This window comes from Paeniglutamicibacter sp. Y32M11, assembly GCF_019285735.1.
Classification (GTDB): domain Bacteria; phylum Actinomycetota; class Actinomycetes; order Actinomycetales; family Micrococcaceae; genus Paeniglutamicibacter.
On record NZ_CP079107.1, the window covers coordinates 1,209,124 to 1,228,834 of the forward strand.

The window sequence follows — 19,711 nt, forward strand, 5'->3', positions numbered from 1 at the left end:
CCATAATTCCGTAGGGCTGCGAGCCTTACTCATTTGATGACACCACGCTCAAAGTCCGAGAGCCCATTAAGCGTAGTTAATGACGAAAAGGTGCCCTGATCTGGGAAAATGTAGTTTCTACACAACATTGCACTACAGTGCAAGAAGCACCCTTTCGATGCTTAATGATACCCACGTTTCCCCTTCCCTTCCCTTCCCTTCCTGCAGCTTTGACCAGCCAGTCGCTGATTTCCCGGCCGGCTTGAACGTCCTGACCTCGTTCCTGGATGCGACCGGTTTCGGACCAGTGTGTGAAGACCGTTTCTCCCAGTTCGTTCTCGACCAAGCCACCCACCGGCCCGGACGAATGGTCGGATCCCTCGGATCCCTCGCTCTCATGCTCGCCGGCAGCGAACACGTCTCGGACCTCGATGTCTTACGCTGTAAACTGGAGTTTGAAACTGCCCACTGACGGCAGGAATATTGACCGGCCGAACGGCACGCCGCGCTGATGGCTACCGGTGCTCTGAAACCTTTTGCAGGTAGTTAGCTCATCGGCAGGGTCCCCTTCCCTGATTGCGTTTGGAGCAGCCGGATCAATTCACCACTGGTCTTGCAGACATGCGCGTGATGCAACAACCGATCCACGGTGGCAGGCAGTACCCAAAGTCTTGGGCATCAGTTGGTCAAAGCCATCTGAAAGTGGCCGTCAATCACCTGGAACAGCAGCCTGGCTGATGAGGGGCCAGTGGCGGAAGCTCGGGACCCATTCGGCAGCGGTCTACAATGGCCGCGCCCGCGCCCAGGTGTCGGAGCCGGTGATCGAGCTGGTTTCCCGGGCGGCCGCCCGGGATTCCCAAGGCGCAGCTTGCCAGAGACTACGGGCGCTACCGGGAAACGGTGTACCAGTGCGTCCGCCGCGGACACACTTGGTCCGGCCCGGCCCGGCCGAAAGATCCCGTCTGGAGGCGTGGGGAGCGGTACCGATTCACGGGGGCGATCATTGACATGAGATCAATCGCTTTAGCCCTTCTCTGGCACATTCGCGGTTCAATTAATCGATGATGGGCACAGATGGGAAGCTGCCCCAATTGTCCAACGCCGTGCCAAGCCAGAGGCCGCCGGTACCAGACTGACCGCGAGTGCTAGCAATGAGAAGGACGGCTCCACGGAGAACACGTATAAGGAGCCCGCCGAGATCAAGCTGTTGGTGGAGATCGCAATGCACTGGGACCCAGAGGGCTGTTCCGAATTGGGGTTCGTGAAGGCGGGCCAAGGGAGTCCATGGCTGACGACGTCCTCTAGGGATCCCCGGCTCGGGTTGATTTATCAGATCAGATCAGCCGCGCAGAACAAGCGGCCTATTTTCTGCTCATGAGTCCGGAAATACCCGTGACGAACAGGCCCAGAAGTCCCCACGATAGTAGCTTGATCATCGTAAGCAGAACGAGCAGCCACGGTGTTGTGCTGGCCTGCCACGCAGTGGATTGGCCGGCGTCCAAGGGAGAGAGGACGACGTCCATTGCGTATAGCGGAGCAATCAAACTTGGATATGCCGGGGGCGCGGGGTCAGATGCTGCAGTTGTGATTAGTTGCTCGCTAGCTGAGCCGGCTCCCGCTTTCCCCTCTGAGGAGTTGGCCGGAACTTCCTCGGCTCCTGAAACCACTACGGCTGAAAGCGCTGTACTTCTGTCAGTTGGCGTAAATGCCTCGGTATTCAGCCCGACGAGAATCGCCGATAAAAGCCAAAGCATTGCCAGCCATCCGATTGCGGCTACGGAATAGTAGCCATGGCCTATCGTCCATTTCGTAACTCGACGCCAGATGGTTCGCGAGAACCAATCGCTTCCGCCGGCCAGCCTTCGATCCGTGGACTCGAACCTTAGCCGACGACCTTCGGATTCACGCCCATCAGCCTCGAAGGCTTTTGCGACCTCCAACCAAGGCTGCGACTGAAAGACCACCCGATCCATTTTCCGTTCGCTGCCCGGGACGCGGTCAGCTGCATCTTGGCCCAGCCAGTCCCTCGCCGCCGTCCACGTGTGGAATGGGGGTCCAGAAACGTTGGAGAATGTCACACTGGTGGTGTTCCTGACGGTCGGCATTCTCACGGCTTCAGCGGAGGTTGATTCGTTGTTAGCGAGATTGAGGTGGGTAATCGTGGAGCCCCCTAAATCCAAGTCTCCTCGCCAAGATGTTTCACCACGAATCTCAAGGTGCTGAATAACCGCTTCCCGAGCTTGAAACGACGGCATTTTGGGGACCCGCGGTGTCTTCCGGGGTCTCCTGCTGTCAGGACGAGTGCACGGTTGGGTTTCCTGCACCGGCACGGAAGGCGCGGTGCCTCCGAGTTCGATGCGGGATGCTTCTGCGCCGTTCAGAACAATATTTCCCTGCAGATTCGTGTCGCCGTCGATGCGCAGATGTTGGAAACTGGCACCCTCGGCCAGGAAGCTGGCATCCAATGCCCGGAACCTGGTACCCGCTGGACGAAGGAGAGCGAGTGAAGAGCCGCCACTAATCGAGAACGTTCCCAGAATAGTCGCCCGGTCCGCGAGAATTCCACCCGGATCTATGATCGCTCCACTCATGGAAACACCTCGCTCGATGTGGGCCCTAGACAAGACCAAGGCAGCAATTTTCGTTGCTTTAGGTGGTTTATGTGACGACTGTTCAGTCTGCACATTAAGGGTGCCATCGATGCGTGCACCCTCCAGATTGACAACGCCTAGGAATGTTCCACCATCCAAGTTGACTCTTGAAAAGGAGGATCCCGTGGCGCCTACACAATCGTTGCCTATCTTATTGATGCTTGCACCGACCAAGGAAAGGTCCTTCATCTTGGCATCGTGAAGATAAAGCCCCCCCGCCTCGATATTGGTGAGTATCGCGTCGTTGCCTACCTCGATTCCATTCAGATCGATTTGGCATCCGGATTTAGCCCATGCTGCAGAACATGCGGCACCTTCCATGCGAAGCTGGCCGCCGACCCGTGCGCCTCGGATTCGAATACTACAAGTCGTCTTCAGCCCACCCATATATAAAACTCCTCCGACCGAGAGGGTGTCCATCACGATCGCATGTTTTTCGCATGGGGTGTCCGGTGTTGAATCACAAGGTACTTGGACCCTCGTATTGGCGAGCTCGAGATACCCGCCGATCCTTCCGCCTACGAGGTCTATTGCGCCAGTTACATCCATGTTGCCCATATCCGCAATCCCTCGCACCTCGAGCATACGGGCGTCGAGGGCTCTTCGTTCGATCTGCGAATTTTCGGCAACAGGTGTACCAGAGGCTTCACCACCGAAAGCCTGGGAATCCGACGTGGCTTCCTGGACGCGGCCCAGAATGTGGGTACTTGTCAAGTCCAATTCCCCACAAGAAAGACCGCTAGCTAGCACTGCGCCTTCCACTCGACAGTTGTGAATGATCAGTCTCTTGCTAAGTTCCGCATGTACCAGCAGCACATCAGTTTTGACCACAGAATTGTAAATATGAAATTCAGTTCCTTGGAAGGACTCCAACCATAGGCTTCCTTCGATTCGCACACCGTTGAACCGAATGGGGAAGCTGAGGGAAGCAAAATCAAGGTCGAGAGTTCCGACAATTCGGACCCCGCTTAGTTCCAGTCCCCGCGGATCGGGAGTGCCTGGGAATCCAAGCAGTGCCTCTCGTAGAACCCTGGCCTCAAGGCTCGGCACGGAGTCCGCATTGCTGGAGGCCCATTCAAGTCGAGCGTCAGCATCCAGATCTTGCTCTACAGCGAAATCCAGTGGTACCCCCGAGCATAGGGCGTCGTTGATTCTCGCTGGCCAGTCAATCGAAATCGTAGTAGCCACTTCTTCTATAAAATCACTAGTCACGGGTTGATCATATGTTCAATTGGGTGCAAATAATGGCTCATTACGCCTTGAAGGCAAGAGCCTTGTCTGTTGCCGTTGCAATGGTTTTTATTCGACACTTCGAGTAGGTGGTTGGCCGGGTCGCCCAGGAGTCACCAGCTTCGCTTCGGAAGGCCATGAATTTGGCGTTGGTTGGTCAGAGATGCAAATGGTGTCAAATATTGTTTAGGGTCAGAGTTCCACTTTGGGACGCACCAGCACGGTGCCGACGAACTAAAAAATGAAATTGATGCCATGCGCCATCCGTATCGCCCATTTGTTCCCCCTGTCCTGTTCTCAACAATCGATCCTTTCCTTCAACTTCGACCCGCCGGTTGCCGCGTCGAAGTTGAAGCAATGTGAAGCGCTGAATTTCCGGGATGTCTGTGGAGTCCGACGCTTCGTGGTGGCGTTCCTCGATCGCTGTATGACGTAACCCGCACGTAAGCCCGATTCCATCAGTCCGAAACCATTGCCACGGTTCCATCGAAGCTGCGCCTAGCATCCTCGTCGTCGGCAACAAACGACAAAGGATGATCCCTCCAAAAAACCGCCAAAGAACGTCGAAGGCCGCATTCCAGCGACGAAAAAATGTCGCAATAAGGTGTCGCAGGGCAGCTGGGGGACCCCGTCGACCTATGATTTTGAGGAAATATTTGGTTCCTTTTCAGCGATTTTACAAGAATTTTCTCGGCAATTCCCTCTATCTCAAAGCTGCAGCACATTCACTGGATACTTCAAGTATCTGCAATCAGTTTCAGGGCTGACAGCTGTTTTGTCCGAAAGATTCCACGAGTCGGTCTGCGATTTGGTCCGTTTGCTTGATAGCGGGTATGGGGCATCTCCGAAGTTGGTACCACCTCCCGGAAGCATGCCTGCCACGTGGAAATGAAGGTGTGCAATGGCTTGATATGCCGCAGTTCCGAGATTCTGCAGACGGCAATTCCTGGCCGTTCGTACGCTTCGCCCATGGCGGCTGTCGCTGTAGCCGCTGCAGCTACGAGGGCATGACGTTCCTCTTTGGTTCCTTCTAGCAGTGTTTGGCAGTGACGGGTGGGGATAACGAAGCGATGGCTGATACCTCGTTAGTCCCCCCATTACGAGTACCGCGACGAGATTCGTGCGGCAGAGGATCGTTTGCCACTCAGGCAGTCGCAGAATGAACTTGGATCGTCATTGGGCAGTTTGACGCTGCTATCTGTCATGAGGTCACCAGCGAGGTCAGGCACGCTTGGAATTCTGGCAGGTTGATTATTGCTGCTCGTCAGGGCGGATGACGATGCGTAGTTCGCAGCGAATCCGACTTCCTGGAAATTTGAACTGTTTCGAAAGTTGACTTTTTGGTGCTCGGATGTCGCAGTGGCGGCCTAACACTGCAAGACACACGTCATCATCGGCACGCTCATCGTGTCCTGTTTCGGTAATTGCATGGCTAGCGGACGCACAGGAAACGGCGCAATAGACGAATTCCAATCGTGCTCTTGCAGTGAAATCGACGACGATTCACCCTGCGGTTCGCTCGATGGCCAAAGGCGCGAGATCTTCACCTATGCAGCGTCGGGACCCACAGCTAGATTCCGGCTCACTGCGCGATCGCGCCGTCACTGCGCCGAATCCGTTAACCCGGTAGGCTGGTCTATGTATGGTTTGCAATTTCGCATGACCAGCACAGAAACAAGACGAAATATCCGCGCACCTCGCGCACCTGACTCACCGGAATGACAATTGCGGTCCTCGGTAGTGGCTTTCGCTCTTCCTCTATGAAGAGCGCGAGTCTCGATCGAAGACCAGGTTGCACCGTGGTGTTTCCTGTTCGCCGTGTGCTGCGGATATTGATCGAAAGGACACGCCCCATGGAGGGTCCCGAAATTCAGTTCGCCGAGGCAGTGATTGACAACGGCCGTTACGGCAAGCGCGTCATCCGCTTCGAAACCGGCCGTCTGGCCCAGCAGGCCGCAGGTGCGGCCATGGTTTACATCGACGAAGACACCGCACTGCTCTCGGCCACCAGTGCCGGCAAGCACCCGCGCGAAGGCTTCGACTTCTTCCCGCTGACCGTGGACGTCGAGGAGCGTATGTACGCTGCCGGCCGTATCCCGGGCAGCTTCTTCCGCCGCGAAGGTCGCCCGTCGACCGAAGCCATCTTGGCTTGCCGCCTGATGGACCGCCCGCTGCGTCCGGCCTTCGTAAAGGGCCTGCGCAACGAGGTCCAGATCGTGGTCACCGTTTTGGCCATCAACCCGGACGAGCTCTACGACGTGGTGGCCATCAACGCCTCCTCGATGTCGACTCAGCTCTCGGGTCTTCCGTTCTCCGGCCCGATCGGTGGCGTTCGCGTTGCACTGGTTAACGACGGAAACGGTGCCCAGTGGGTTGCCTTCCCGAAGCACAGCCAGCTGGAAAGCTCCGTGTTCAACATGGTTGTTGCCGGCCGCGTTGCAGGCGACGACGTCGCCATCATGATGGTTGAAGCAGAAGCCACCGATAACGCCTGGACCCTCATCAAGGAACAGGGCCACACCGCCCCGACCGAAGAGGTTGTTGCAGAAGGTCTTGAGGCTGCAAAGCCGTTCATCAAGGCCTTGTGCGAGGCTCAGGCAGACTTGGCAGCTCGCGCCGCCAAGCCGACCGTCGAGTTCCCGGTCTTCCGCGACTACGAGGCAGACGCTTACGCAGCTGTAGAGGCCAAGGCCGCTACCAAGCTTGCCGGCATCTACCAGATCGCCGCCAAGCAGGAGCGCGACAACGCAGCCTCGGCCTTCAAGGACGAAGTTGTTGCAGCACTCACCGCCGAGGGCAGCGAATTCGCTTCCCGCGCCGGAGAAATCTCCAAGGCCTTTGGTGCCGTCACCAAGCAGGTTGTGCGCCAGCGCATCCTGACCGAGCAGGTTCGTATGGACGGCCGCGGCCTGTCCGACATCCGTAAGCTCACCGCCGAGGTCGAGGTTCTTCCTCGCGTCCACGGTTCGGCAATCTTCGAGCGCGGCGAAACCCAGATCATGGGCGTCACCACCTTGAACATGCTGAAGATGGAACAGCAGATTGACTCGTTGAGCCCGGTAACGCGCAAGCGCTACATGCACAACTACAACTTCCCGCCGTACTCCACCGGTGAAACCGGCCGCGTGGGTTCGCCCAAGCGCCGCGAAATCGGTCACGGCGCCCTGGCAGAACGCGCTCTCGTGCCGGTACTGCCGTCGCGTGAAGAATTCCCGTACGCCATCCGCCAGGTCTCCGAGGCATTGAGCTCTAACGGCTCAACCTCCATGGGTTCTGTTTGCGCATCGACCCTGTCGCTGCTCAACGCCGGCGTCCCGTTGCGCGCTGCCGTTGCCGGCATCGCCATGGGCTTGGTTTCTGACGAAGTTGACGGTCAGACCCGCTACGCGGCCCTGACCGACATCCTCGGCGCCGAAGATGCCATGGGTGACATGGACTTCAAGGTTGCAGGTACCTCCGAGTTCATCACCGCCATCCAGCTCGACACCAAGCTCGACGGCATCCCTGCCTCGGTCCTGGCCGCCGCGCTGACCCAGGCTCGCGAAGCTCGTCTGCACATCCTCAACGTCCTGAACCAGGCCATTGATACCCCGGATGAGCTCTCCACCTTCGCACCGCGCATCATCTCGGTGAAGATCCCGGTTGACAAGATCGGCGAACTCATCGGCCCGAAGGGCAAGATGATCAACCAGATCCAGGAAGATACCGGAGCGGATATCTCCATCGAGGACGACGGAACCGTCCTCATCGGCGCCACCAACGGAGAGTCGGCAGAAGCCGCACGCTCCGCAGTGAACGCCATCGCCAACCCTCAGGTTCCTGAGATCGGCGAGCGTTACCTCGGCACCGTCGTGAAGCTGACCACCTTCGGTGCGTTCGTTTCGCTGACCCCGGGCAAGGATGGCCTGCTGCACATCTCCGAGCTGCGTAAGCTCGCCGGTGGCAAGCGCGTGGATGACGTTGAAGACGTTGTCTCCGTGGGCCAGAAGCTTCAGGTTGAAATCACCAAGGTTGATGATCGCGGAAAGCTTTCACTCGCCCCGGTGGTTGCTGACGAAGAACTCGTCGAAGCTGCTGAGTAATCAGTTCCTAGTTTTCTAGGCTAAAAAAGTCCCGGCTCACCGAAAGGTGGGCCGGGACTTTTTCTTCGCCCAGAATGGGGGAGTGCGCTGCTAGGAGCGATGCTCAAATGAGAGTCCACTCATAGCTCTGCTACTTCCTCATGGCACTGTGGAAGAATAGATGAATGTGTTTCGCGCTCCACCAGGCGCGGACCACCCAATATTTGGTGGACAGTTAGGAAATGCTCAGTGGCCATGATTCCCCTGCCGCTCGACGGCGTTGGAATATCCCCTGCCTTAGCAGCGGAGCGCGGCGCAGCCGGTGCCCCCGCCCCCATCGAGACGGGCGACCCCACAATCATTCACGGTCAGGTCGGTGGGGCGCTGGTGCGTCGCTCCGTACTGCCCGGTGGCGTACGTGTGTTGACCGAGGCCATGCCCGGTCAACGTTCGGCCACCATTGGTTTCTGGGTCGGCGTTGGATCTCGTGATGAGCAGGAGGGCCAACACGGCTCCACTCACTTCCTTGAACACCTGCTATTCAAGGGCACCAAGCGCCGCACGGCGCTAGAAATTGCCTCGGCCTTTGACGAGGTCGGAGGAGAATCCAACGCCGCCACGGCCAAGGAATCCACCTGCTACTTTGCTCGTGTACTGGATACGGATCTGCCCCTGGCCATCGACGTCATCGCCGACATGGTCACCTCCGCGGTACTCGATCCCAACGAACTCGAGCAGGAACGCGACGTGATTCTCGAAGAGATCGCCATGGACGCGGATGATGCCGGCGACGTCGCGCACGAGCGCTTCGTCGAAGCCGTTCTGGGAGAACACGCCCTGGGCCGTCCGATCGGCGGTACCCCCGAGGCCATCACCGGAATCGGCCGCGACGCCGTCTGGGAGCACTACCAGCGCTTCTACACCCCCGATGAACTGGTCATCACCGCCGCCGGGTCCTTGGACCACGACGAGGTTTGTGCCCAGGTCCTTGAGGCCCTGCGCACCGCGGGCTGGGATCTGACCGAAGGTGCCTCACCGGTACCGCGTCGCTCCACCGTCCCGGTGGAGATCACCGGGGTGCAGCGCATCGACGTGATTCGTCGCCCCGTAGAGCAGGTCAACATCATCATGGGTTGCCCCGGCATCGTGGCCACCGATGAGCGTCGCCACGTGATGAGCGTGCTGAACGCCGTCCTCGGTGGCGGCATGTCCTCACGCCTCTTCCAAGAAATTCGCGAGAAGCGCGGTCTGGTGTACTCCACCTACTCGTTCTCCGCCGCGTACTCGGACGCCGGCTACTTCGGAATGTATGCAGGTTGCGCACCGGCGAAGACCGAACGCGTCATCAAGCTGCTCGGCGAAGAGTTGGACAAGCTGGCGGCAGACGGCATCACCGACGAGGAGCTGCGCAAGGCCGTTGGCCAGCTCTCCGGCGGACTGGTACTGGCCCTGGAAGATCCGGGATCGCGCATGTCGCGCCTGGGTCGCGCCGAGCTGGTCACCGGTGTCTTCCACGACATTGATGAGTCGCTTGACCGCGTTAAGGCTGTCACCCCGGCGCAGGTGCAGGAACTGGCGGCACTGTTGGCCGCCCGTCCACGCACCATCACCGTGGTGGGCCCGTTTGATAAGCCGTCCGACTTCGGAATGTAGGCTTTTCGGCCTCTGGTCAAAAGGACCGTTTTTTGCTTCGTTGGAAGCAAAAAACGGTCCTTTTCTCAATTTCCAGGAACTTTCAGTATTTTCCTAGATTCCTTGAAACAAGGATTTTGACCATAGCTTCGTGGTCAGAATCGGGACGTGACTTCGGGGCCCGGTGGATGCTGTTGAGGCCGAACACCGCGAACAGGATATGCCATGACGGTGCGGATGTTGCAGGGCTATGTCGCCACCGTTTGATCGAGTCGAAGTCCCGCAGAAGGCACGCAAAAAGGGACAAATTTAATTTGGAAACAGAAATTGCGGTCCGGCGGATGAGATAGTTTTAAATGTGATTGCGCGGCTAAAACAGGCCATTTACGGTTAGCTACAAGTAATCCCTAGTAGACTGCAACTTGTCCCAGAGCCTTCCAAGGAGTACTTCATGCTGAACCCACTCGACCTCGGCGCGACCTCGTCCCCGCAGGTAGGAAATCCACTTGAGCTCGAGCCGCCGAAACCCATAGTAGAGGTTGTGGTTCACGCCCCGGAGAAGGTCGGCGGCATGATCCTGGTGGATGCCGACGCACAGCAGAAGCACGCCGAGACTGCCAAAACTTTTCTTGATGACCTGCTCGCTACGCCGCTCCAGAGCCCGGAGTTTCAGACCAAGCTAGCGCAGCTGACCCGTCTGGGCGAGGGCACGATGCAGCAGGCAAGCTCCGCGTCCAACCGCATGTTGAAGAGGCCTGCCGCCGCGCTCGCAGCCACCGGCGCCGACCCTGCATCACGTACCGGCAACACTCTGGCCGAACTGCGACAGATCGTCACCGAGCTAGACCCCAAGCGCCATGATTTGACCGGTGCGAAGCGCATTTTGCGGTTCCTTCCCGGAGGTAACGCCATCCAGCGATACTTCATGAGGTACGAGTCGGCTCAGGAACAACTTGACGCCATCACCAAGGCACTTAAGGGTGGCCAGGATGATCTCCGTCAGGACAACGCCGCCATCCAGACCGAACGCGATGCGCTCTGGGCAGCAATGGGGCAGTTGGCGAACTACGCCGTGCTCGCGAGCCATCTTGGAAACGGTTTGGAGCAGCGGATCGTTGAGCTGCGCAATACGGGCAAAGCGGACGATGCCACAACACTCGAAGCAGATGCCCTCTTCTACGTTCGCCAGCGCCACCAAGACCTCTTGACCCAGATGGCGGTATCCATCCAAGGCTACCTAGCTCTTGATGTGGTCAAGAAGAACAACTCCGAGCTGATCAAGGGTGTGGATCGGGCGCTGGACACCACTCTCGCGGCGCTTCGGGTAGCGGTGATCGTTGCGCAGGCTCTGGCTCAGCAAAAGATCGTGCTGGCGCAAATTGATGCACTCAATTCAACTACCTCGGACTTGATCGTCTCGACCTCGGAACTCCTTCGCTCCCAGGGCGCAGCAATTCACAAGACTTCTGCCCAGGCCTCGATTGACTCCACCAAGTTGCAAGAAGCATTCGATAATGTTTTCCAGGCCATGGACGAGATCGATAGGTTCAAGGTCGAAGCAGCACAGTCAATGAAACAGACGGTGCAGGTCCTTGAAGGTCAGATGGGGCAGGCTCGACTTCAGCTGGAGCGGAGTCATGCCTTTGACGCCGCTACTACGCACCCACGGGGCGCATAATGCTGTCGCGCTTCACTCGAGGCAACATCCTCAAAGTGGTTCTTGCCTTCGTGTTTTGGCTTCTCTCAGCTTTTTACGTGCTCATCATCGGCATGGGCGCCAAGAACAGAAAGGTCATGCTTGAGGGGGCGCTCTACGCTGTCCTCTTTATCGGTGCTTTTTCTCTTCCCAATGGCAGCGGCGCCATGCTCGGTCTCGGATCCATGGTCTTGTCGGCCGTGCGGTCCTACATGCTTCGCGATCTCTGGCTTCCCAGGCGGGTTCGGAAACTGCGCAGTGGCGAGGCCGTCGCGGCTCCAGCGCCAGTGGCCGCACCAGCGACGCCGATCCAGTTCTACCAAGCATCCCCGGCGGCAACGCCGCTCGCGGGAATTTCGAACGAACAGTCGACCGCTCTGACATGGGTGAGCGCGCAGGCCAAGCAGAACAAGCACCGTCTTCCTGCTGATACGTATGTCACCATTCTGGAAACATGCCAGATGCTGGACTCGGTCATCGACGCGGAAGCCCGGCAGCCCTCTGGCGATGCGCGCTTCGAGTATGAACTCGAAGCCATGGTGCGACAGTACCTACCAAATGTTCTTCAGGGATTCTTGGCCGTACCGCCGATTATGGTGGACAACCGGCAACCAAACGGGCGAACCCCCAATGAGGAATTCGTTGAGCAACTTGGTCTGCTTCAGGGACAGGCCGAGACATTGCACTCCACCCGGCACAACCAAACGTCGGCGGACTTGAGCAGCACGGGCAACTTCCTTAGGGAGCGGTTCGGGCATCATCAACCAGGTGGCTTCGACTTCGGGATCAAGTAAGAGAAGACTGACCGAAAGCGCCAGTCTTTCGCGTGCTAACCACGTACCGATCAGCGGGCTTTCCGTCTCTGGTCAAAAGGATCGCTTTTTGCTTCTTGATAAGCAAAAAGCGGTCCTTTTCTCATTTTCCGCGACATTTTCGGTCTTTTGGCACAAAAAGGCGTCCCATCGTCTAGATTCATCTGGATGTAACGCGCGTGTGACTGGGACTTATTGAATTGCGCCTATGATGGGTAAATTGTGAAGCTCATCACTTTCACAATTTATCCACTCGCACAAGACGATATGGGAGCCATGCACATGGACGACCTCGCAACACTCTTCGGAGACATCAGTAGCGTCATCTGGGGACCTTACATGCTGATCCCGTTGCTGCTGGGCACCGGGCTGTACCTGACTTTCCGCCTCGGCGGACTGCAATTCCTCAAACTGGGTGCCGCACTGCGTTTGGGATTGCTCAAACGCAAGGACGCCGGGTCCGAGGGTGACATCTCCCAGTTCCAGGCCTTGACCACGGCGCTGGCCGCAACGGTCGGCACCGGCAACATTGTTGGCGTGGCCACGGCCATCGGCATCGGTGGACCCGGCGCACTGTTCTGGATGTGGGTCACCGGTCTGGTGGGCATGGCAGCCAAGTACTCGGAGGCCTACCTCGGTGTCCGTTTCCGCGGCACCGATGACGCCGGAGAAAAGTCCGGTGGACCGCAGTACTACCTCGAACGTGGCATCCGCGGCCCCTTCGGTAAGTTCCTGGCACTGTTCTTCGCCATCGCAGCAACCATTGCTAGCTTTGGCATTGGCAACATGACCCAGGGCAACTCAATCGCCGCCAACCTGGAGAACTCCTTTAGCGTTCCGACCTGGACCACCGGCCTGGTGCTGACCATCCTGGCCATGGTCGTTCTGGTCGGTGGCATCAAGTCCATCGGTAAGGTCACCGCAGGCTTCGTTCCTGTCATGATCGTCTTCTATGTCACTGCCGCAATCTACATCCTGATCGCCAACGTCGGCCAGGTCCCGGCCGCCATCGGCCAGATCTTCTCCGAGGCCTTCACCGGCACCTCGGCCGTCGGCGGCTTCGCCGGCTCTGCCATCATCATCGCCGTGCAGTTCGGTGTTGCCCGCGGTATCTTCTCCAACGAGTCGGGCATGGGCTCGGCCGCCATCGCCGCTGCCGCAGCACAGACCACGCACCCGGTGCGTCAGGGCTTGGTCTCGATGACCCAGACCTTCATCGACACCATCATCGTGGTCACCTGCACCGGCCTGGTCATCATCACCACCGGTGCCTGGAACTACGTTGACCCGGAAACTGGCGAGCAGATCTCCTCGGCTCTGATGACCGGCCACGCCTTCACCTTCGGCCTGCCCGGCGAATGGGGACACTGGATTGTGACCATCGGTTTGGTCATGTTCGCCTTCTCCACCATCTTGGGCTGGTGCTACTACGGTGAGCGCAACATCGAGCGTCTGATCGGACGCAAGGCGGTCATGCCGTTCCGCGTAGTCTTCTCGCTCGTTGTCTACGTGGGCTGCACCACCCAGCTCACCGCCGTGTGGAACTTCTCGGACATGATGAATGGTTTGATGGCTCTGCCGAACCTCATTGGTCTGTTGATCCTCTCGGGCATGATCGCCCGCGAAACCAAGTGGTACCTCAAGAACGACCCGACCTTGGATGCCACCAAGGACGACATCGAGGCATTCATGAAGGATCGCCCGGGATGGGACGAATGGAAGTCCGGCAACGTTCTGGGCTCCAGCCGTAACCGCAGTGGGACTGTCCCAGTGCGCGAGGCCGATTCGGTATAGCAACAGCTCAACACCCTAGACCCGGGGTCGTCGGCAGCAGTGGAAACTGCTGCCGACGACCCCGGGTTTTCCTTTGCCCGGAATATTGCCTTGGCCTCAAGGGTCCAAGCAGGCAACGGTAGAACTACACTGGGGCGCATGGAATTGACATGGGATGAGCAGCGCCGGGCGTTCACCGAGGCGGCGCTCTGGTTTGAGCGCATCAGCGGCCTGGCTCGTGAGCAGTGGCAAAAACCGGGGCTGGGGGAGTGGGATATCCGCGCGCTGGTGGGCCACACCAGCCGAGCCCTGCTGACCGTTGAGACATATCTGGAGCAGCCTGCCACCAGCATTGAGGTCACGTCCGCGGCCGAGTACTTCCGCGCGGCACGAACGGCTGACGCGGCGGCCGTCGCCGCGCGTGGACATGAAGCGGGCCGGGCCCTGGGCTCCGATCCGGCGGCCACGGTGGCGGAGCTGACCGCCCGAGTGATTCCGTTGCTGGAATCCCGTGACGGAACGGAGCTGATCACCACGATCTTCGGCGGCATGCAATTGTGCGACTACCTGCCCACACGCACCTTCGAATTGACGGTCCACACCACGGATCTTTGTGTTGCACTCGGGGTCATCGCCGAGGTTCCGGATTCCGCGGCGGTGCAGGCGTTGGCAATCGTCTCGGATTTGGCGATCTCCGGAGGGTTGGCGGGGCCGCTTTTGCTGGCCGCCACGGGGCGAGCGAGTTATCCCGCCGGCTTCTCGGTGCTCTGAAGCTAGAACGCCAACGCGCCGCTGGAGTGGCAAGAGGGATCAAAAAAGACCAACGGCCGGGTGTCTCGATTCCTTGATCATCCAGGGGTTCGGGGCACCCGGCCGTTGGCCGGTGAAACTGAATTGGCTAGGCGTTGATACGTGCCTTGCGTTCAGCGTGTTCTTGCGCGACCTTGGCATCGTGCTCGGCCCGAATGGCTGCGTGCTCCGGGTTGCGGCGCAACATCAGGTAGCCAATGCCCAGGGCAACAAACCAGATCGGCGTGAAGATCAGGGCCGCCATGGTGTCCGGTTGGGTGGTCAGCGCCCAGATGATGAAGCCGAAGAAGGCCAGCACCACGTAGGGCATGAAGGTTCCGCCGGGCATCTTGAACGTGCTGGCTTCGTGCAGCTGCGGGCGGCGACGGCGGTACACGATGTAGCTGATCAGGATGATCGACCAGACGAACATGAAGCACAGTGCCGAGATCGTGGTGACCAGGGTGAAGGCCTCGGCCACGGAGCCCTCCGCGTAGAGCAGTGCCACGCCGGCGAGCAGGAACATGCAGGAGAAGATCAGCGCATTCTTGGGGACCTTGCGGCTAGAGAGCTTGCCGAACCCCTTGGGTGCATCTCCCTCACGGGCCAGTCCGTAGACCATGCGCGAGGTGGAGTAGATGCCGGAGTTGGCGCTTGAGGTCGCCGAGGTGAGCACCACGAAGTTGATAACTCCTGCGGCGCCGACCAGACCGGCCAAAGCGAACATGCCCACAAATGGAGACTCGTCGGCGGTGTAGCTGGTCCAGGGACGGACGGCCATGAGGATGATCAGGGCGCCCACGTAGAAGAGCAGTACACGAATCGGGATGGAGTTGATGGCTCGAGGAAGGTTCTTCTCCGGTGCCTTGGTTTCCGCGGCAGCCGTACCGACCAGCTCGATTCCCACGAAGGCGAACACGGCGATCTGGAAACCGGCAACAAAGCCCATGAAGCCGGTCGGGAACATTCCGCCGTGATCCCACAGGTTGGTGAAGGAAGCTGTAGCACCCTCGGTTTCGAACTGCATGATGATCATGACCAGGCCGACAATGATCAGAGCCATAATGGCAATGATCTTGATCAGTGCGAACCAGAATTCGGTCTCACCAAAGGCGCGAACCGTGGGAAGGTTCAAACCGAGCAGGATCAGGATGCAGAGGATGGCGGGAATCCACAGCGGAAGGTTTGGCCACCAGAAGGCTACGTAGTGGGCAATGGCGACCACGTCGGCGATGCCGGTCACGATCCAGCAGAACCAGTAGGTCCAGCCGGTGAAGAACGAGGCCCACGGGCCCAGGATATCGCCGGCGAAGTCACCGAAGTTCTTGTACTTCAGGTTGCTGAGCAAAAGTTCGCCCATGGCACGCATGACGAAGAAGAGCATGAAGCCGATGATCATGTAAACGAAAATGACCGAGGGGCCGGCTACGGAGATGGTCTTTCCCGAACCCATGAACAGGCCGGTGCCGATGGCGCCGCCGATGGCCATGAGCTGGATGTGGCGGTTTGAGAGGGCCCGCTCGAGCGGCGGGTTATCGCCGGTGGCGATGCCCTCCGGCTCCACGTGGGTGGACTTTTCAGTCATGAAGGATCCTTGAGCAACTAGATGCGAAAGTGTGATGCGTGGTACAACGGTCAAAACCTTACGCCCAACTTCCAAGCATGTGAACGCGGGCACACTAGGCCCGAGGTGAATGCGTTGTGAATCACATGCTTGAGTGCCGGTCGTCGTAGCTGCGCGACCGTGTGTCCCGGTGAACCGTTACGGCATGCTGTGGATGGCGATTCTTTGCTGTGTATCTGCTGGCAGAAGCGGTGAAACTCTTGTTTTTGCTCAAATGGGCGATATATCGTTGAGTATCGCTACACATCGTTCACGATTGATTCGGGAGAGCACAATGCGTAATTCCTATCAGGCCGGTGGATTTACCGGCAACAACTTTGATTCCATGTGGCAGGCGGTCGAGGAGCTGCGTTCACGGTTCGAAAAGCGTCCAGGCACCCGCGCGGGACGAGGCGAAGTGCGCTCGGCCATATTGGCCCTGCTTGCCGAACGCCCGATGCACGGGTATCAGGTCATCCGCGAAATCGAGGAACGGAGCGGAGGCAATTGGAAGCCCAGTGCGGGTTCCGTTTACCCGACACTGCAGCTGCTGGCCGATGAGGGTTTCATCAGTGTCGAGGAAGCCAATGGCCGCAAGATCTACTCGCTCACCGAAGCGGGCAGGGCAGAAGCGGCCGAGATAGGTCCATCGGCGCCGTGGGAAACCATGGCACCGTCACCTAGTTCGGCATTTTCCGCGCTGCCCAAGGCAGGCGTCGAGCTAGCGCAGGCAGCCACCCAGGTGGGTCGCACCGGTTCGCCGGAACAAGTGAAAGAAGCCGTTGCCGTGCTCGATGATGCACGACGCCGACTGTACGCAATCCTCGCCCAGGACTGACACCGGTGCCAGCAGTTTCTCCGGAGCGAATCGACCCGACGCCCAGTGCACGGGCAACTCGTGCCAGGTACCGTCGCATCCTTCGCTTCGCGGCCTGGCACTTGGCGGTCACGTGGCTTTTTGAGCTGGCCTTTCCTCGCATCGGTCTGTCCAAGGTGGCCGAACGCACCCGCACCCAGCGCATGCGACGATTTGCCCAGCGCTTCCACGCCCTCGCGCTGGACTTGGGTGGACTGATGATCAAGGTGGGACAGTTCCTCTCCTCACGCCTCGATGTGCTCCCGCCGGAAATCACCGCCGAACTCGAGGGTTTGCAAGATGAGGTGCCACCCGTACCGTTCCCCGCCATTCGGGCTCTGGCCGAGGCGGAACTGGGTGCGCCGCTGGAGACGGTATTCGCTTGGGTCGAGCAAACACCGATCGCCGCAGCTTCTTTGGGCCAGGCACACAGGGCGCAGCTTCAAGGAATCGATGCCGACGACACCGGGCTTCAAGCCGTCGTTCTCAAGGTCCAGCGACCCGGTATCGAAAAGATTGTTGCGGTGGACCTCGCGGCACTGCGCAAGGTAGCGGGCTGGCTTAGCCACGTGAGCATCGTATCCAAACGTGCGGATATGCCAGCGCTCGTCGAGGAATTCGCGAAGACCAGCCTCGAGGAGATCGATTACCTGCATGAGGCGGCGAATGCCGAGCGGTTTGCCTCCGACTTTGGCCACGATGAGCGGGTAGCTGTGCCACAAATCGTCTGGGAGCGTTCTACCCGCCGCGTGCTCACCCTGCAGGACGTCACGGCCATCAAGATCACCGACGCCCGAGCATTAAAGGCAGCGGGTATCGATCCGGCAGATGTCGCCCCGGTGTTCGCCTCGGTCATGTTTGACCAGCTCTTTAGCAACGGCTTTTTCCACGCAGATCCGCACCCGGGCAACATCTTTGTCACCCCTACTACCGATCCAGCTGCCACGCATCCGTGGACCTTGACGTTCATTGACTTCGGCATGATGGGTGAGGTTGACTCCAGTACCCGCAGCGGCCTGCGCAAACTGTTGATCGCTGCGGCAGCACGTGATGGCAAGGGTTTGGTCCGGGCGATCAGCGAGGTGGGAGTGCTGGTGCCCTCGGCCGACACCGTCGAACTCGAACGGGCCATGACGCACCTGTTTGCCCGATTTGGCGGGAAGGGGTTCGCAGAACTCCGCGAGGTGGATCCCCGCGAGTTCAAGGATTTTGGCGAGGAATTCGGAGACGTGATGCGTTCGCTCCCGTTCCAGTTGCCGGAGAACTTCCTGCTGATCATCCGCGCGATGTCGTTGACCTCCGGGGTATGCAGCTCGCTGAATGACCGGTTTAACCTGTGGGACTCGGTCGAACCCTACGCTGCGCAACTGCTACGGGATGAGCGCGGCAACATCGTGCGCGACGTCGCCCAACAGGTCATCGATGCCGCGTCGGTGGCCCTGGTCTTGCCTCGACGACTTGATGGTTTGCTGACCAAGATCGAGGATGGCTCGCTCTCGGTGGCCAATCCTCGTTTAGAGAAAAAGATGGCGCGCCGTGAGCGCACCGCTCAACGCACCGCCTCCTCATTGGTTTTTGGTGCCTTGCTGATCGCGGGCTCACTGGTGCGTGTTGATGACCTGGTGTTGGGAAACGTTTTGATGCTGGCTTCGGTACTGCCATTGCTGCACGGGCTGTGGGTGGGACGCCGCTCCCGCTGAGAGAAACATGTCGCTGGATGCCGGGGGCGTGCACCGATGGAGCAATCGAACCACAGGCTTTTCTTCTGGGGGTTAATATTAGTTAGGTTTACCTAACCTGCCATTGATATGGTTCTACTGGTTGTTATAGACCATGGCAAGGGCGCAACATCTATCCCGCACCGGGGGCCAAACGACCTATTTTGTCGCCCTAAATCACTCCCGCACCCCTGAGATCGAGATCGAAAATGACGAAGAACCTAGCAGCAACCGAACGCCCCGCGCCCACCCCGATCCCGAACCCCGAGCGAGCACTTCAGGTGTGGGAGGACGGGGTTCAGCTGAACTTCACCTTTGCTGACTGCATGAGCTATCACGGGCCGGGCTACCCGGGCGGGGTATCGCACGCCTTTGCGGCACTCGGGCGGGCACTTCCTGAACTCGCGGCCCGAACCGCTGGTGGCCGTGTTGAGCGCCGCGAGATTCGCGTGCGCACCCCGTTCTCCGGACCCGGTGCCCGGGATACGTTTGAGCTCGTGACTCGCGCTGTCACGGGCGAGCGCTTTGAGGTGCTCCCGGAGCTTGCCCGGCCCGAACGGGGCAATACCTTGGCTCGTTACGTGTTCGAAGTGAGTGCGGGGGAGGTAACTGTCACCTGCGTACTTCGTGATGAGAACATCGTCGCTGACGAGTTCATCGAACTCACCGCGAAGCCCGGCAAAAGCGCCGCGGAGCTCGCCCACCTCGAGGTCCTGAAGATCGAAATGCGCGATCGCATTCTCGGACTAGACCCCGCCATGGTCTACGACCTAGAGGGATGACACCAACGTCCCTCTTGCCCAAGTACATCAATACTTCTCGGGCAAGATAGAGGGCCGACGGAATAAAGGGTTTCACCGGCCGCGGCGCAGAGGCGTGAGCTAGCGGTGAGGCGAGAGATCATGTGCCGC

Annotated in this window: 11 protein-coding genes and 1 pseudogene; 10 read left to right on the forward strand and 2 right to left on the reverse strand. The window is 59.1% G+C overall.

Annotation, left to right across the window (positions count from 1 at the left end; translation table 11 throughout):
- Positions 1-164 precede the first annotated feature (164 nt).
- Positions 165-421 (forward strand): annotated as a pseudogene (locus KUF55_RS05255) (hypothetical protein); the annotation flags it as partial.
- Between the two features lie 919 nt (positions 422-1,340).
- Here the strand turns inward: KUF55_RS05255 and KUF55_RS05260 are convergent.
- Positions 1,341-3,842, reverse strand: a complete 2,502-nt coding sequence (locus KUF55_RS05260; RefSeq protein ID WP_218818208.1) for a hypothetical protein — start codon at positions 3,840-3,842, stop codon at positions 1,341-1,343.
- A gap of 1,871 nt (positions 3,843-5,713) precedes the next feature.
- Here KUF55_RS05260 and KUF55_RS05265 point away from each other — a divergent pair.
- The 6 genes from KUF55_RS05265 (at position 5,714) to KUF55_RS05290 (ending at position 14,605) form a co-directional block, all read left to right on the forward strand.
- Positions 5,714-7,942 (forward strand): polyribonucleotide nucleotidyltransferase, encoded by a 2,229-nt coding sequence (locus KUF55_RS05265; RefSeq protein WP_132361511.1) that lies wholly within the window; start codon positions 5,714-5,716, stop codon positions 7,940-7,942.
- Positions 7,943-8,170: 228 nt separating this feature from the next.
- On the forward strand, positions 8,171-9,574 hold the full coding sequence (locus KUF55_RS05270) for a pitrilysin family protein (RefSeq protein ID WP_255557336.1): 1,404 nt from the start codon (positions 8,171-8,173) through the stop codon (positions 9,572-9,574).
- Positions 9,575-10,004: 430 nt separating this feature from the next.
- Positions 10,005-11,231: a toxic anion resistance protein gene (locus KUF55_RS05275; protein WP_218818209.1), complete on the forward strand. Its 1,227-nt coding sequence runs from the start codon at positions 10,005-10,007 to the stop codon at positions 11,229-11,231.
- Entirely contained in the window at positions 11,231-12,043 is an 813-nt protein-coding gene (locus tag KUF55_RS05280; protein WP_218818210.1) for a hypothetical protein, read from the forward strand. Before KUF55_RS05275 ends, KUF55_RS05280 begins: the two co-directional genes overlap by 1 nt.
- A 300-nt stretch (positions 12,044-12,343) precedes the next feature.
- Positions 12,344-13,855, forward strand: a complete 1,512-nt coding sequence (locus tag KUF55_RS05285; protein ID WP_218818211.1) for a sodium:alanine symporter family protein — start codon at positions 12,344-12,346, stop codon at positions 13,853-13,855.
- 138 nt (positions 13,856-13,993) lie between these two features.
- A complete protein-coding gene (locus KUF55_RS05290) occupies positions 13,994-14,605 on the forward strand; it encodes a maleylpyruvate isomerase N-terminal domain-containing protein (RefSeq protein WP_218818212.1) in 612 nt (203 codons plus the stop codon).
- A 127-nt stretch (positions 14,606-14,732) separates the two neighbouring features.
- Here the strand turns inward: KUF55_RS05290 and cycA are convergent, their stop codons facing one another.
- A complete protein-coding gene (gene cycA, locus KUF55_RS05295; RefSeq protein WP_218818213.1) occupies positions 14,733-16,208 on the reverse strand; it encodes a D-serine/D-alanine/glycine transporter in 1,476 nt (491 codons plus the stop codon).
- A gap of 313 nt (positions 16,209-16,521) precedes the next feature.
- Here cycA and KUF55_RS05300 point away from each other — a divergent pair, with 313 nt between their 5' ends.
- The 3 genes from KUF55_RS05300 to KUF55_RS05310 all read left to right on the forward strand — a co-directional run bounded on the left by KUF55_RS05300 (position 16,522) and on the right by KUF55_RS05310 (position 19,582).
- A complete protein-coding gene (locus tag KUF55_RS05300; RefSeq protein ID WP_218818214.1) occupies positions 16,522-17,064 on the forward strand; it encodes a PadR family transcriptional regulator in 543 nt (180 codons plus the stop codon).
- Positions 17,065-17,246: 182 nt separating this feature from the next.
- Positions 17,247-18,782 (forward strand): AarF/ABC1/UbiB kinase family protein, encoded by a 1,536-nt coding sequence (locus tag KUF55_RS05305; protein ID WP_255557436.1) that lies wholly within the window; start codon positions 17,247-17,249, stop codon positions 18,780-18,782.
- A gap of 227 nt (positions 18,783-19,009) precedes the next feature.
- A complete protein-coding gene (locus KUF55_RS05310; RefSeq protein ID WP_218818216.1) occupies positions 19,010-19,582 on the forward strand; it encodes a hypothetical protein in 573 nt (190 codons plus the stop codon).
- The last annotated feature ends 129 nt before the right edge of the window (positions 19,583-19,711 follow it).